The following is a 15,986-nucleotide window of genomic DNA, read 5'->3' on the forward strand; positions in this document are numbered from 1 at the left end:
GAGGCTGCCCGACCAGGGTTCGTTGCGGTCCGCCGTCGGTATCTCGAGCGCCATCGAGGGTTGCACATTGGTCTTCCGTGCGCGTGAGGGGTAGCGAGTCCGGTCGTCTACGAGGCGCCGTCCGCCGTTGACAGACCTGCCGTCCGTGAAGCACAACCTCGCGCATCTCGCGCCCGCCGGCGCGACCAGGTTATGGACGCGCAGCCGGAAATCCGCTGTCCGTCGTGCGGTCATCGGAACCGCTCGGACCGCCGCTACTGCGCGGCCTGCGGCGGCCACCTCGGCCAGGCGTGCTCCTCGTGCGGCACTCGCAACAACCCGGAAGAGAAGTTCTGCGGTGCGTGCGGCGCCGCGCTCAGCGGGGCGGCGGCAGAGGGCGAGCGTCGGCAGCTCACCGTTCTGTTCTGCGACCTCGTCGGCTCAACCGCCCTCGCCGGTCAACTCGACCCCGAGGATTGGCGCGAGGTGATGACCCGCTACCAGCACGCTGCCGCCGAGACGATCACCCGTTTCGGCGGCCACGTCGCCAAGTACCTGGGTGACGGTCTGCTCGCCTACTTTAGCTACCCCCAGGCCCACGAGGACGACCCTGAGCGCGCCGTGCGTGCGGGGCTCGCCCTCCTCGACACAGTGGCCGAGCTGAACCACCGGCTCGAGCCGATCCATGGTGTGCAGTTGGCGGTGCGGATCGGGATGCATACGGGGCCGGTCGTCATCGGCGAGGGCGCGGCGGCGGGGGCAGAGGTGTTCGGCGACACGCCGAACGTGGCCGCGCGGGTGCAGACGCTCGCCGAGCCGAACACGGTGCTCATTACCGAGACGACCCATCGCCTGGTCGCGGGCCGGTTCATCGTCGAGGCCAAGGGAGCACCGGCGCTGAAGGGGGTGCGGACGCCCGTGGCCGTGTACCGCGTCGTGCAGGCGAGCGGCGTGCGGAGCCGGCTCGCCGCCGCGGCGGCGCGGGGGCTAACGCCCTTCGTTGGCCGCGAGCACGAGCGCCGACTCCTACGCGAGCGCTTCGAGCAAGCACGCGAGGGCAAGGGCCAGGTGGTGATGATTGTCGGCGAGCCGGGGATCGGCAAGTCGCGCTTGGCGCAGGTGCTGCACGAGGATCTCGCCGGGGTGCCACACATATGGCTCGAGTCGGGCGGGGCGCTGTACTTCGCGAACACACCCTTCTACGCCGTGATCGGACTGCTCGGGCAGATCTTCCTCTCCGGCGCCAGGGCCGACGACTCTCCCGAGGACCGGGTGGCAGCACTGGAGCGGGCGCTCGAGGCCGCGGGGCTAAGTCTCCCCGAGGCGCTCCCGCTTGTGGCCCCGCTGCTCGACCTGCCGATCCCGACGGGCTACCCGCCGGTGCTTGCGGTCCCCGAGGTTGCGCGGAAGCGGCTGCTGGCGACGCTCGCGAGCTGGGTCTTCGGCGCAGCACGCCTCCAGCTAATGGTAATCCTGCTCGAAGACCTGCAGTGGGTAGACCCCTCGACCCTCGAGCTCCAGCGGTTCCTCGTCGAGCAGGCGACGACGGCGCCGTTGCTCCTTCTCTACACGGCGCGGCTGGAGTTCAAGGCACCGTGGGCACTGCGGGCACATCACACCCAACTCACCCTAAATCGCCTCCCGCGCCGGCATGTGCGGGAGGTGGTGGCGAACGTGGCGGCGCCGGCGGCACTCCCGGCGGAGGTGGTCAACGCCGTGGTTGCTCGCACCGACGGCGTGCCCCTCTTCGTCGAGGAGCTTACGAAGGCCGCGGTGGAGGCGGGTGCCCAGGGACTCAGAGGGATCCCGGCCACGCTCGCGGACTCGCTGATGGCGCGGCTCGATCGCCTGGGGATCGCCAAGCAGGTGGCACAAGTCGGCGCCGTGCTCGGCCGGGAGTTTAGCTTCGGGCTGCTGCGCGCGGTGCACCCGGTGCCCGCGGACAACCTCGAGGACGCGCTCGAGAAGCTGGTGGACGCGAAGCTGCTTTACGCCCGAGGGGTTCCCCCGGACGCGACCTTTATCTTCAAGCACACCCTTGTTCAGGAGACGGCGTACGCATCGCTTCTCAAGACCCGGCGGCGCCAGCTGCACGGGCTGGCGGCAAAGGCGCTGACGGAACGGTTCGCGGAGATCGCCGAAGAGCAGCCCGAGCTGCTGGCGCATCACTATACCGAGGCGGGAGAGGCGGAGCGCGCGGCAGAGGAGTGGCAACGGGCAGGGACGCGGACGCTCGACCGTGGGGCGCTGAGAGAGGCGGAGCAGCATGTGCGACGCGGTCTCGACGTGCTCGCGACTCTGCCAGACGGGCCCCAGCGCGACGAGAGGGAGTTCCGGCTACAGCTCCTACTCGGGCAAGCACTCGCGATGACCAAGTTCGCGGCGCCCGAGACAGCGGCGGCCTGGGAGCGGGCGCGGGTGCTCGGCGAGCGGGTCACGGACTCGACGCAAGGAGTCTTTCTGCTGATGGGTCTCTGGGGACCGGCCCTCACGAGCGAGGGCCCTGCGGCCGCCTGGCCGCTCGCGGAGCAAGTGCTCGCCGCGGCTGAGCGCGCGGCGCTCCAGCCGTTGGAGGCGTGGGCGCACTTCGCGCAGTTTGTGACGCGGCACCACGCGGGTGACCTCACGGGCGCCGCGGCACATCTGGCTCGCGCGCTCGCGCTTTGCGACGAGGCGACTGCCTCCCTGGTGCCGTTCGATCCACGGCTCGATCCACGGCTCGTAACCCTCTGCAACGGAGCCATTCTGGCATGGCACCTGGGACTCGCCGACCAGGCCCGGGCGCACGCTCGGAAGGGCCTGGAGCTGGCGGAGCGGGCGCCGGGGGTAACCGGCCGGCCGTTTGCCGAGCGAGCGGCAGCGTTACTGCACACGCTACTTCGGGAACCCGCGGCTGCGCTCGAACATGCTACGCGGGCTATAGCGAAAGGCAGCGAGCAGCCCAGCTTGGTGGCCGAGGCCATGATGATCCGCGGTTGGGCGCTGGCCGAGGAAGGGCAGCCGGATGAAGGAGTCGCCGCGGTGCGCGAGGGCCTCGGCCGCATGGTGGCGGCGAAGGCGCGCCTTCTCCTCGAACACTACCTCGGCCTTCTCGCGGACGCGCACGCGCGGGCGGGACAGGTAGGAGACGCGCTCGCCGCGCTGACGGAGGCCGAGGGTGCCATGCCCGGCGAGGACGTCTGGCGTGCGGACACTCTCCGCCGCCGTGGCGAGCTGCTCGCGCTCAGGGGCGCCGACCCGGCCGAGATCGAGGCGACGTTCGGGGACGCGCTCGCGATGGCAAACCGGCAAGGTGCGAAGGCGTACGAGCTGCGCGTCGCCACATGCTTCGGCCGCTGGCTCTGTCGGAACGGCCGCGCCGCCGAGGCTCGCGCTCTTCTCGCACCGCTGTACGCCTGGTTCACCGAGGGCTTCGACACACGCGACCTCGTCGAGGCGAAGGCGCTGCTCGAGGAGCTGGGGTAGAAGGCCAACGAGCCGACCGTGGGGATTGTCGCGGCGCTCACCTTGGAACCTCTTCCCCGCGTTCCAGAAACCCCACCGGATCGCCCCCCGAAAATCCTTGAACGCGCACGGCTCTTGCGTTCTCCCGTAGGCGTTCCACAAACAGACGTTTCTGGAACACCGGGCTCTGGAACGGATGCTCACGGGCAGGCGAACTTCTGGATGCGGTTGTTGTCCGTATCCGCGACGTAGACGTTCCCACTGCCGTCCACCGTGACGCCGTAGGGCGCGTTGAACTGCCCGTTGCCCGTGCCGCTGCTGCCCCACGTGGTGAGGAAGGTGCCCGTGCTGCTGAACTTCTGGATGCGGTTGTTGAACGTATCGACGACGTAGACGTTCCCGCTCCCGTCGGTCGCCACACCATCGGGGTTGTTGAACTGTCCGTTGCCCGAGCCCGAGGTTCCCCACGTGGTGAGGAAGGTGCCGCTCGCGTCGAATTTCTGGATGCGGTTGTTGTTGGAATCCGCGACGTAGACGTTCCCGCTCCCGTCGGTCGCCACGCCGAAGGGATACTCGAACTGGCCGTTGCCCGAGCCGTAGCTCCCCCCCGTGGTGAGGAAGGTGCCGCTCGCATCGAACTTCTGGATGCGGGAGTTCCCGTAGTCCGCGACCTGGACGTTCCCGCTGCCGTCGGTCGCCACGCCGGTGGGGGACTCGAACTGTCCGTTCCCCAAGCCCGCGCTGCCCCACGTGGTGAGGAAGGTGCCGTTGCTGTCGAACTTCTGGATGCGGTTGTTGTACGTATCCGCGACGTAGACGTTCCCACTGCCGTCCACCGCGACGCCGTAGGGCGCGTCGAGCTGCCCGTTGCCCATGCCGCTGCTGCCCCACGTGGTGAGGAAGGTGCCCGTGCTGCTGAACTTCTCGATGCGGTTGTTGAACGTATCGACGACGTAGACGTTCCCGCTCCCGTCGGTCGCCACGCCTTGTGGGCCGCTGAACTGCCCGTTGCCGCTGCCCGCGCTGCCCCACGTGGTGAGGAAGGTGCCGCAGCCCGAGCTCGTTGGTATCGTGGTCGTTGTAGTGTTCGGGAGCGAAGTGGAGGTCACGGTTGTCGCAGTCGTACTCGTCGTGCTCGCGGAGGTCGTCGTGGTTGTCGTGGATGTAGGCGTGGTTGTCGTTGTGGTGGGCGGCTGAGTAGTGGAGGTCGTGGTTGTTGAGGATGTGGTTGTGGAGAGGGTGGTCGAACTAGTCGAGGATGTGCTCGTCGTGGGTGGCCGAGTAGTGGAGGTCGTGGTTGTCGAAGACGTGTTCGTGGAGGAGGTCGTCGAGCTGGTCGAGGGTAAGGTCGATGAGGTCGTGCCCAACGGCGGGAAGCTAGTGGTTGTTGTGGTGCTCGCGTCTGCCACACACACGCAGGCATCGGTGCAGACCGCACCGGGATCGCAGCCGATGCCGGCGTCACACTGCTCGCCGCTTGCGATGTCGAATATGCCGTCGCCGCACGTGGAGAGACGGGCGGCGAACGGCTTCTTAAACTTTGACCTGCGGGCAATCAGAGTGCCCGTCATGATCGAGCACGTGCGCTGAATCGTTGCCCTTAGTCGCACTTTGCCCCGAAGGCTTGTACAGGCTCTCCACGTGGCTCGAACCTTCGTCCCCGAGTTCGACACCCTGAGCTTGACAGGAACGACCTTGCAGGCGGTGCCTATAGAAATCTCCGTCCCAGCGACTACGACCGCTTCGTTGGGTGATGCCGTGTCGCTAAGAATTAGGGGTTCGTTTAGGACGAAGTACCGCCCAGGGGGACATAGCTTCGGCCCCTTGGAAGGTGCTGGGGAAGCCAAGAGTACCAGCGCGACGGATGCGACCCCTGCGGCTCCCAGAAGTACCCTCTTCGCGGTGCCTGTGCCGTTCGAGATACTCATCCTGAGTTGCGTCCGCCAACGACGTATCGACGGCTTGAAGCCTTGGCTTGAGTACGCTCAGCGCCGACGCCACGGGATTGACCGCACTCCCCCTCTGCCACATGCCCATCCTGCGCATAGGCGATCATCCGGTCTCATTGGCGCTCCCGACGAAAGTGCGAGGCGCCCATGGGGTACAATGATTGGTCTATGCAGTCGTACCCCCGGTTCCGAGTCAACGATTTGGCAGTCCCCGACCCACTCCTGAGGGCGCCCCTGCCCAACCTGCGATTTACACAATGCCCAGCCTGCCGTCCCTGACGCGGAACCACACGCGGTCGAACGGCGGTAGGCCGCGAGAGGGCCGCCTCGTTCGCGGAGTTCGACCGTGCGACATCTCGGGCTGGGTGCCGAGTTCAACTCGGTGTGGGGTGATCAGCAGCAAACCGAAGTCCTTCGACGCCGGCCCCTCGGGCCAAAACTCCCCCGAGGTCGCAGTCGAACAGCCTCGCGTTCCAGATTCGGATTTTCTCGTCCGGGTCATCTACCAGGCGCGCCACCCGGTGATCGTGAGATGCACGCCCAAGAAAGCGCTCCTCGTCCAACGCCTTCAGCACGTAGCCGACCAGCAAGAGGAGATATGACCGGAAGTTGTGGATCGTGGAGCCCGTGACCCCGGCGGCGTATCCTCCCGCCTGACGAACCGCCGCTCTCTCGGACGTGGCGGGAAGGAGGCGCCATCCATGCTGAAGGTCGCGGGGAGCGAGTCGACGCAGGAGGAGATGGACGGGCGATCGCTGCTCGACGAGATTGCCCGCGAGGGGGCTCGCCGGATGCTCGTGACGGCGCTGGAAACCGAAGTCGCCGCCTACCTGGAGGCGCACGGTGACGAGCGCGACGAGAAGGGCCACGCTCTGGTCGTCCGGAACGGCAAGGGGCGCACCCGGAAGATCACGCTCGGAGCCGGGACCATCCCGGTGAGCGCACCCCGCGTGAACGACCGTCGGACCGATCACGATGGCGGGCGGCGACGCTTCACGAGCCGCATCCTGCCGCCGTACATGCGGCGCTCCCCGAAGGTTGCCGAGGTGTTGCCCGTGCTCTACCTGCGCGGCCTCTCCACCGGCGATTTCCGCGAGGCGCTGGCGGCGTTGCTCGGGGACGATGCCGCCGGATTGTCTGCCACGAACGTCGCGCGACTGACCAACGAGTGGGAAGCCGAATACCGCGCCTTTCAGAAGCGCAGCCTCGTCGATCGCGATTACGTCTACGTCTGGGTTGATGGCGTTCACTTCAACGTCCGCTTGGAGGACGACCGCCTCTGCACGCTCGTGATGATCGGCGTGCGGCCCGACGGGACGAAGGAGCTGATCACGGTCGAGGACGGCTACCGGGAGAGCGCCGAGAGCTGGAAGACCGTGCTCCGCGACTTGAAGCGCCGAGGTATGCGCCCGCCCGTCGTCGCCGTCGGTGACGGTGCCCTCGGTTTCTGGGCGGCGGTGCGAGACGTGTGGCCAAGGAAACGTGAGCAGTGGGACTGGTTCCACAAGCTCGGCAACATCCTCGACAAGCTCCCGAAACGGCTCCAGCCACGCGTGAAGGCCGCGCTCCACGAGGTCATGTACGCCGAGACGCGCGAGCAGGCACGCGAGGCGACGCAGCGGTTCGCCATCGAGTACGGGGCCAAGTACCCGAAGGCCGTCACGACCCTGGAGAAGGACACCGCCGCGCTGCTGACGTTCTTCAACTTCCCCGCCGAGCACTGGAAGCACCTGCGGACCAGCAACGTCATCGAGTCCCCGTTCGCGACCGTCCGACTGCGCCAGCGCGTAACGAAGGGGGCTGGCTCGCGCACGAAGGGTCTCCTGATGGCCTACAAGCTCCTCGACATGGCTCAGGCGCGCTGGCGACGCCTCGACGGGGCGCACCTCCTCCCGCTCGTCCGCGCAGGTATCCCCTTCGTGGACGGCGTGCAGCGAGCGGCCACGGGCAGCCGGGCGAGAGAGCGAGCGGCGTGATCACGCAGACCGCGGGGCGCTCGGACCGCTGAACGATTGCTGCTACAAGCTCCCCATTTCCATCACACTGCGAGTCGCATCGTCATTGTAGGGAGGAGTGTCATGAGGAGAGTAGCGGTGGTTGTTCTGGTGGTGTTCGGCGTTGCGAGTCTGTCCGTCATGGGGGCGAGTCGCGCTGCGGAGCAGGCGAAGCCTGCCGGCACCTGGGCGTTGTACGTGCCCAGCCAGATTCCCTGGAAGCCCGGCCCAAGCTCGCTAGCGCCCGGCGCGAAGATGGCAATCTTGGACGGGGACCCATCCAAGGAGGGCTTCTTTACGATGCGCCTTCTGCTGCCAGACGGCTACCGGGTCGCTCCGCACTGGCACCCGAAGGTAGAGCGGCTGACAATCATTTCGGGCACACTGAACCTCGGGACGGGGGATCGATTCGATGCGACGGCAACGAAACCCCTCCCCGCTGGCACCTATAGCTCCATGCCCCCAAAGATGACGCACTTCGCATCGACGGCGGGTGAGACCGTCCTACAGCTCAGCAGCATCGGCCCGTGGCAAGTCATCTACGTCGATCCCGCCGATGATCCCCGGACCAAGCAGCGATAACGCGGCGAGGCACCGGGCGTCGCGCGCAAGCTCCCGCCGGGCCAAGGATGAGCCTTCACTGGAGGTCAGTGCCAGGCGCGCTGCGTAAGGCTGCGATCCACAACTCTGGACAATATCTCGGAGGCATTGGTGGCACGGGTCTCCACTGTTCCTCATGGATCGAACCTGTCACTCGTGCTAAGGCGTCCGGATCGTGCGTGATGCGCTCAACTTTTTCTTGCCCTTCCGCCGACTGGAGCCGAATCATGAGAACCAGCTCACCCGGGCACTGCTCGTAGTGCTGCGTCTCTCCCCCATGGCCCACACAGCGTGGCTCCGCCTGGTCGCACCCGACCGGGAACTCCAACGACTGCCCGTCGCGAGCTATGACACGCAGTGTCGAGCGGTTCGCGACGGAGAGGAGGCGCAGGAGCCGGCGGACCTGATTTCGGTCTTCTTGACGCCGGAGGAGCAGCAGAACGGCTGCCATCTTCGTGATCGCCATCGTCTTCATGATCTTTTGTCCTCTGGTCGATGGAGTGCATCCGACCGAGCCCGGCGAACCCGATGGCGGCCGAGCTCGGGATGTGGCCGGGCGCGGTGCGCGAGGTCATCGCGCGACGGACCGCCTTCGATGTATCCATGGCTCTGCTCGGAGCCGGCTGGCAAGCACCGATCGTGGAGCCTGATGCGCATCCATGAGCCCGTCGCGCGAGATGCGCGAGCTTGTCCTCCGGGGGCGAGAAGCGTGTCAACGGCCTTCATCGGGATGGGCCCGTGGCCTATCGTGAGACGGCCGACGGGACGATGGACTTCGACTATTCGGCAGCCCGCGTCGCGGTCCGTGAAGACATCCGGAACGCGCATCGTGATCTGTGGGAGCACCTGCGCGCCCCGGGGACGTGGATCTGATCGGCGCAATCTCGGCCGTCCGCTCGACCTGGTCGCGAAGCTGCTCCTTCCCCGGAACGAACTTCACGGCGATGCGGTTCAGGACCTCCTGTAGTGTGCCAGGTCGTCATGGCGACGAGGAACCGCTCGCCCCCTCTGTGGCGAGGAAATACCCCAAGATGGGGATGCCCAGTCGCATGATTGCCAAAGGAAAATACCCCCCTCGCCGATTTGTGTGCGCGAGGCATCCTGCTAGGTCTTTTTGGAGTTAGCCCAGTAAGGATCCTCGGATGCCAAAGGGTGACTGCGCGAACCAGTTGGGGAGGAGCAGTCGATGACGAGACGACGGGTTACTGTAATCCTGCGGTGTGGCCTGGTTGCTGGTCTCTTGGCCGCCGCCGCTCCGGGTGCCGCTGCCGACAGCTCACCGCCCTATACCAAGATTTCCGATCAGACCACCCGCGCCACCGGTCTCGGCCCCAACGGAGACCAGTACTGCGACGTCGTCTACGACCTGTACGTTCCCAGCGCCGCCAGCCCCTCATCGCCCGTCCCGGCAATCCTGACCACCAACGGCTTCGGCGGCAGCAAGGATGACCAGGCTTCCGAGGCTGACCTCTTCGCTCGCAACGGCTACCTGGTGCTTTCCTACTCGGGACTCGGCTTCGGCGGCAGCAGCTGCGCGATCGAGATCGACTCGCCCGAGTGGGACGGCAGGGCTGCCTCCCACATGGTCGACCTCATCGCGGCTCGCACCGACGTGATCAAGGACGGCCCCAATGATCCACGGGTGGGGACCTGGGGCGGGTCCTACGGCGGTGGCTTCCAGTTTGCCCTGGCTTCGGTCGACTCCAGAATCGACGCCATGATCCCCCTGATCACCTGGAACGACTTGAGCTACTCCCTCGCCCCCAACAATGACGCCCGCAACTTCACGTATGCAAAGTCCCCGCCCGGGGCCAGCAAGTTCGAGTGGAGCGAGCTGTTCTTCGCCGACGGCAACGCCCAGCCCGTGCTCCACCCGGGGACGAGTGGCTGGACCAGCGGCCAGCCGCCCGACCCTGCCTGTCCTGGCTTCGACCCCGAAGTCTGCGTGATCAACACCGAGTCCCTCGCTGCCGGCTATCTGACACCGGATACGATCGCCTTCCTCCGCCACGCATCGGCCCAGTACGAGTTCTTCTCCAACCCGAACGTGAAACGCTTTCCCCCGACCATGCTGGTGCAGGGTGAAACGGACACCCTCTTCACCATCGCCGAGGCGGTGGCCAACTACCAAGGCTTCGTGAGCCACGGCGCACCGGTGAAGCTGGTGCTCGCGTTCGGCGGGCACAGCGGTCCCTCGGCGCCGGGAGAGGTCAATGACGCCGATCCGTCGCGCGGCTACCTCGACCAGCTCTGGCTCAACTGGTATTCGCACTACCTCAAGCAGTCCGGTGTGCCGACCGGGCCTCGAGTGGAGTACTTCCGCGACTGGATCCCGTATGACCCCAGCGGCTCGGCCCAGCCGGCCTACGGTTCCGCCTCCGGGTGGCCCGTGGGCACGACCCAGAGTTGGTACCTCTCCGGCGACGGCAGCCTGGTTTCCTCACGGCGCCAGATCGCGGCCGGCGTGCAGACGTTCGTCAACCCGGCGGACGGAGAACCGTCGAGCTACTCGGAAACATCCGCGGTGCAGTCGACGGAGCCCTTCAGCTCGATCCCGCCGACCGATCCTCCCGGGACGTTCGCGGCTTTCACCTCGGCGCCGCTGGCGGCAGACCTCGATTCGGTCGGTATCCCGACCCTTGATTTCAGCCTGAGCGCCACAGGAGCGGACAGCCAGCTGCCCGCCACCGAGGTGGTCCTCTTCGGCAAGATCTACGACGTCGCCCCGGACGATTCGGTGCTGCTGGTCCACCGCCTGGTCTCCCCCATCCGGATCGCCGACCTCAGCCAGCCCGTCCACCTCAACCTGCCTGGGGTGGTGCACCGCTACCCGGCCGGGCACCGGCTCCGCCTGGTGCTGGCCGCAAGCGACCAGGCGTATGTCGGCTCGCGCGCCCCTCACACCATCACCGTCACGGTCGACCCCTCCACGCCATTCCGGCTCCGGATGCCCGGTTGACGGAACTCGTCGCTCCCAGACGTCGCTACCGGATTCCGTGGCGGTATTCCCGCTGCCGCTGCTACCCCACGCCGCAGCCCTGAACGCCAAGTCATCGAGCCCGCAGCACACCTGGTGGATCCGCGCGCAGAGGAGTTTCGCCGCCGCAGCGATGCGACTCGTGCCTCCCCTTTGGACGGACGTGCGGTTGACCGGCCTTGGGCAGGACGGTCGCTCACGCCTGCCACCGCTCGTCCTGATTGACATCGACGGCGATGCCGCATGCCGCGAGGTCTCCGAAGGTCGCGCGCAGGCTTGTGACGACAGGCTCCCGGCTGCCACCAGGGACGCGGATCTCGACACGTGTACCCGGGCCCGCGCGACGGGCATCCTCGGTGATCATCTCGATCGCGTAGGGTGTGAGCGCCAGCACCCGCACGATCGCGCGCCCTAGCAGAGAGCCGGGCGGTGTGATTCGCGCGCGGACCAGTACCGGCTCCTCGGCCCTCATCGCCGCATAGGGCACGCGGTCGACGACGAGCGCGGCGAGATCGCCGTATGTCCGCACCGCCGCGATCAGGCGTTGCGGCAGGCTCACGTTGAGCGCCTCTTCGATCCCGATTGCGAGCTCGAGAAGATCGAGCGAGTCGACTGCCAGGTCGTCGACCAGCGAAACGGGGCCGGTGAGCTCATCCGCGCTGATGCCCAGCGTCTCCGCCACCACTTGGCGCAGCCGGAGCTCCACCCGCGTGGCGTTGGTGCGCTGGTCCACCCAGTCGGCGTGGCCCCGGAGCGGGCTCGTGACAGGGATGCCTCCGCGACGCGACTTCAAGGGCTGCCCACACGGGCGTGAGGCGCCAGCCGTCGGGCCCACATCACCCACCTTGCAAACGACCAGCTTCTGCCAGCCACCCGGACCTTCCTGGGCCAACTCGACGAGCTCATCGACGAGTGCCGTTCGGCCCGTCGCATGGTCATCGCCCGTGCGCCCGAGCGCGTTCAGGACCGAGTGCTTGAGCTGACGGGCCGTGATTCAAGTCGAGCATCCGTTCCATTACGTTCTCCTATCGCTGGCCGGGCTGCACTCGTGTCGCGGCTCGCCGTAGCGATCTTGCCCGAACGCATGAGCCGTCGAAGCATCGGTTCATTCCTTCACAGCATGCGGCCCCCGCCCAGCAACGCGCCGTGATCGCAGCCTTGAGATCGCGCATGCGGTGCCCGAACGCGGGCGCGCTGCTGACGTGCACGAGTCCTCACCATGTTGAACGCACGAACCGCTGTTTCGGTTGACCACCCTCGGCGCCCTGACGAGGCCGATCCTTCGTGTGGCCCTGACCATGGACGTCAACCAGCCGACAGCAACCCAACACGGCGTCATCGAACGCCTTCCGCAGCAAATCACGTACCTCGCCTTCGGGCAGGCGTTCTGTCCCTGGTCTCGACCTTCCCAACCTCGTCCGTCGCCGGCCGCTTCCCGGAGCCGCCGCCTCGTGGGCAGCCGCGGGCGAAGGGGAGCGCGGCAAACTGCCGCGCGGGCGAGTCGAAATGTCTCGCCCCCCGCGGGCCCGACGTCACGTGCAGCGCGTCCCGCGGATGAAAATCACCCCGCGCGGGTGGCACAGCCGTTGCTTCGTGGCAATCCGCCCGCGAGATGCCGACGATTCAGCGGTCCAGGGCCCCGGGCAGAGTTCCGGACGGCATCGTCGCCGCCGTGCTCGCCTGTGTCATCGCCGGGACGGCGGGCTGGAGCATGCGAGCATACGTGCGGCACCTGGCGGACCGCCATCTCGCCCTCGTCACCACGGGCGACATGCCGTTCAAGTACCAGACGCTCACCCTCCAGCGGGCGGCGCTCGCGAGCGGGCACGTGCTCCCGATCTACGGCAGCTCGGAGCTCTTCTGCTGCGGCCGACCCTTCCGCCCCACCCAGGTGTTCGCGTCGCGCCCGACCGGGTTCGACGTGCTCGCCCTGGGGCGCGCCGGCACGGGCGACCTGTTCTTCGCGCAGACGTTCGCCGCGCTGGGACACGACCTCCGGGACAAGCGCGTGGTCGTCTCGGATTCGCCCTCCTGGTTCTGGAACCGGAACGGCCCGCCGCCGGCGCAGGAGGGGAGCAACGTCTTGCCCGAGGTCGCCTATGCGTTCGTCTTCAACGCCCTCATATCGCTTCCGGTGCGCGAGATCGGCGCCCGCCGGATGCTCGCCTACCCGGAGACGCTGCGCGACGACCCGCTCTTGCGGCGCGCGGTCGAGGATCTCGCTCATCCCACGCGGATCAATCTCGCCGGCTATGCCGCACTCGCTCCGCTCGGTCGCGTCGCGGCCTGGGCGCTGGAGGTGCGCGACGCGGCGCGAACGGCGGCCTTCCTCTGGAACGCGAAGCGGCGTCCCGCTATGCCGCCGCGGCCGGCGCCGCTCGACTGGGTCGAGATGGCGGCGCGCGGGACGCGCGTCGCCGAGGCGGCGAGCACGACGAACCCGTTCGGCTTCAGCGAAGCAACGTACCGCGAGCTCCGCCGGCGGCCGAAGGTCCGGGACGCGCTCGCGCTGTACGATTCCGGTCGCACGAATCGGGACGGCGGCGTCCTCCCGAGGCCGCGCGCCTGGGAGCGCGCCGTCTCCCGCTCCACCGAGTGGGCCGACCTGCGTCTTGCGCTCGGTGTCCTCCGCGCCGTCCGCGCGCGGCCGCTCGTGTGGACGCTGCCGCTGCCTGGAGCCTTCTACGACTACACGGCGGTCTCGGCGCCGGTGCGGCGGGCGTACTACGAGCGCTACGAGCGCACGGGCGAGCGCGCCGGCGTCCCCTGGCTCGACTTCCGCGCGCACGACGAGGACCGCTACTTCGTGACCGATCCGGGCTCGCACCTGAGCGCCCGCGGCTGGGCGTTCGCCGACCGCGCGCTCGACGTCTTCTGGCACGCGGGGTCGATCGACGACATCCGCGCCGCGCTCGCGACGCTGGCCCGGGAGGTGCCCGCGCCGGGGCCCCCGCGGGAGCTGGCCGCCGCCGCAGGGGCGCAGCCGGTGGGCGTTTCGGACTGAGGAGGAATGCAGCAAATGGAGCAAGACGGAGCCGTCGCCGAGCGGACGCTCGCTATCCTGTACGAGGTGGCGGGCGACGACGAGGTGGGGCGCGACCTCGACGTCCCGCTGTTCGCGTCGGGACTTCTCGACTCGCTCGGCGTCGTGCGGCTCATGGTGGCCTTCGAGGAGGCCTTCGGCCTGGTCATCTCGCCGGCCGAGCTCGACCGGGCGAGGTGGTCGACGCCGCGCTCCCTGATCGCGGACATCGAACGCCGGCTCGGACGCGCGGTATCGGCGTAGGGACTCCGATGAGCGACGGCCGGCGCGTGCTCAGGCTCACCCTCTACTACCTCGCGATCATCGCCGGGCTCCTCCTCGTCCATCTGGTCCCCGACTACCGCGCGACGCCGTTCATCTACCAGGGGTTCTGAGTCCGATGACCGGCACGGCACGGCATCGAGCGTCGGGGCCGCTCTTCTCCCGCATCGCGGCGGCGGCGGTGCCCGGCAGACCGGCGGTGCTCGGGCCCGACGGCGCGCTCACCCATGCCGAGGTCCTGGAGCGCGCCCGGCGGCTCGCGTCGCGGCTCGCCGCCCGGCGCTCACCGGTCCTCGTCTACGGGCAGAAGCAGCCGGCCGTCCTGCTGGGCTTTCTCGCCGCGCTCCGGCTCGGCCGGCCGTACGTTCCGGTCGACTCGTCGTTGCCGCCGGGGCGGGTCGCGCGCATGCTCGCTGCCGTCGGCGCCGAAGATGCGGTGCTGGCGGAGGACCCTCCGCCGCCGCTCGCGCGCGAGCTCGCGGCTCGGGGCATCGCCACGATCCGGCTCGACCCGCTCGGCGCCGGTCTCGAGCGCTTGCCCGAGACGATCGGTGGGGTCGACCCGCCGCCGCCCGATCCGGAAGCCGCGGCGTACATCCTCTTCACCTCGGGCTCGACCGGCGTCCCGAAGGGCGTCGCCGTGTCGCACGCGGCGCTGGCGCACTTCACCAGCTGGCTGCTGGCGTCGCACGCGTTCGTGCCGGGCGGCGAAACGTTCCTGAACCAGGCGCCCTTCAGCTTCGACCTTTCCGTGATGGACGTGTACGGCGCCTTGCTCACGGGTGGGACGTTGTTCGCGCTCACCCGCGAGGAGATCGCCGATCCTCGACGGCTCTTCCGCCGGCTCGACGGCGCGCCCCTCACCACGTGGGTGTCCACGCCCTCGTTCGCCCGCTTCTGCCTCGCCGAGGCACGCTTCGCGCGGCCCATGCTCCCCGCGCTCCGGCGCTTCCTCTTCTGCGGCGAAGCGCTGTCGCCGGGCCTCGCACGCGCGCTCCTCGCCCGCTTTCCCGGGGTGGAGGTCTGGAACATGTACGGGCCGACGGAGACCACGGTCGCGGTCACCGCGGTCCGGATCGGCGCGGCGCTCGCGGCGGCGGAGGGGCCGCTGCCGGTCGGACACGCCGCACCCGGGATCGAGATCTGGATCGCCGACCCGGATGCGCGGTCTCGGCGGGCGCCCGACGGCGCGCGGGGCGAGATCGTGATCGCGGGTCCGCAGGTCGCCGGGGGCTATCTGAACGACGCTGCCTCCGACCCGCCGGACGGACCGTTCTTCACCCTGCCCGACGGCCGCAGGGCGTATCGGACGGGAGACCTGGGCTGGATCGACCCGCGCGACGGCGCGCTCTTCTGCGCCGGGCGTCTCGACCACCAGATCAAGCTCCGCGGATACCGGATCGAGATCGAGGAGATCGAGACCCACCTCCGCGCGGTGCCCGGAGTCGCCGACGCCGCCGTCGTGCCGATCGAGCGCGACGGGCAGCCCGATCACCTCGTGGCGCTCGTCGTCGTGACGCCGACGCTTTCGTCCGCGGGCCGCGCCCTGACGAACCACGTGCGAGCGGCCCTCGCGGAGTCCCTGCCGGAGTACGCCGTCCCGCGGCTCGTGCGCGCCACGCCCGCGCTGCCGCTCACCGCGCGCGGGAAGCTCGATCGGCGCGCCGTCCGTGAGATCGCAGGGTGACGCCCTACGTCGACCCCGGCTACTTCTTTCTTCTCCTCTACCCGCTGCTCGG

General features: G+C 68.4%; 9 protein-coding genes and 1 pseudogene. 8 read left to right on the forward strand and 2 right to left on the reverse strand.

What is annotated here, in order from left to right:
• The first annotated feature begins 192 nt into the window (after positions 1 to 192).
• Positions 193 to 3,444, forward strand: a complete 3,252-nt coding sequence (locus tag E6J59_05070) for an adenylate cyclase (GenBank protein TMB21726.1) — start codon at positions 193 to 195, stop codon at positions 3,442 to 3,444.
• A gap of 179 nt (positions 3,445 to 3,623) precedes the next feature.
• On the opposite strand, the gene E6J59_05075 is transcribed toward E6J59_05070, so the two are convergent.
• The gene (locus E6J59_05075; protein TMB21727.1) at positions 3,624 to 4,532 is read right to left on the reverse strand and encodes a 6-bladed beta-propeller; all 909 of its coding nucleotides are present in this window, start codon (positions 4,530 to 4,532) and stop codon (positions 3,624 to 3,626) included.
• Here E6J59_05075 and E6J59_05080 point away from each other — a divergent pair.
• The 4 genes and pseudogenes from E6J59_05080 to E6J59_05095 all read left to right on the forward strand — a co-directional run bounded on the left by E6J59_05080 (position 4,468) and on the right by E6J59_05095 (position 10,925).
• Positions 4,468 to 4,725 (forward strand): annotated as a pseudogene (locus tag E6J59_05080) (hypothetical protein). The gene E6J59_05075 and the pseudogene E6J59_05080 overlap by 65 nt on opposite strands.
• A 1,387-nt stretch (positions 4,726 to 6,112) precedes the next feature.
• Entirely contained in the window at positions 6,113 to 7,348 is a 1,236-nt protein-coding gene (locus E6J59_05085) for an IS256 family transposase (GenBank protein ID TMB21734.1), read from the forward strand.
• Positions 7,349 to 7,450: 102 nt separating this feature from the next.
• Positions 7,451 to 7,948 (forward strand): DUF4437 domain-containing protein, encoded by a 498-nt coding sequence (locus E6J59_05090; protein ID TMB21728.1) that lies wholly within the window; start codon positions 7,451 to 7,453, stop codon positions 7,946 to 7,948.
• 1,204 nt (positions 7,949 to 9,152) lie between these two features.
• Positions 9,153 to 10,925: an alpha/beta fold hydrolase gene (locus E6J59_05095; GenBank protein ID TMB21729.1), complete on the forward strand. Its 1,773-nt coding sequence runs from the start codon at positions 9,153 to 9,155 to the stop codon at positions 10,923 to 10,925.
• Between the two features lie 214 nt (positions 10,926 to 11,139).
• Here E6J59_05095 and E6J59_05100 read toward each other — a convergent pair whose 3' ends face one another.
• A complete protein-coding gene (locus tag E6J59_05100) occupies positions 11,140 to 11,937 on the reverse strand; it encodes an acyl carrier protein (GenBank protein ID TMB21730.1) in 798 nt (265 codons plus the stop codon).
• Between the two features lie 618 nt (positions 11,938 to 12,555).
• Here E6J59_05100 and E6J59_05105 point away from each other — a divergent pair.
• From E6J59_05105 to E6J59_05115, 3 genes are all read left to right on the forward strand, one after another.
• On the forward strand, positions 12,556 to 13,947 hold the full coding sequence (locus E6J59_05105) for a hypothetical protein (protein ID TMB21731.1): 1,392 nt from the start codon (positions 12,556 to 12,558) through the stop codon (positions 13,945 to 13,947).
• 15 nt (positions 13,948 to 13,962) lie between these two features.
• A complete protein-coding gene (gene dltC / locus E6J59_05110; GenBank protein TMB21732.1) occupies positions 13,963 to 14,229 on the forward strand; it encodes a D-alanine--poly(phosphoribitol) ligase subunit DltC in 267 nt (88 codons plus the stop codon).
• Positions 14,230 to 14,365: 136 nt separating this feature from the next.
• Entirely contained in the window at positions 14,366 to 15,934 is a 1,569-nt protein-coding gene (locus E6J59_05115; protein ID TMB21733.1) for a D-alanine--poly(phosphoribitol) ligase, read from the forward strand.
• Positions 15,935 to 15,986 lie beyond the last annotated feature (52 nt).

It is taken from the genome of Deltaproteobacteria bacterium, from assembly GCA_005879795.1.
Taxonomy (GTDB): Bacteria; Desulfobacterota; Binatia; order DP-6; family DP-6; genus DP-6.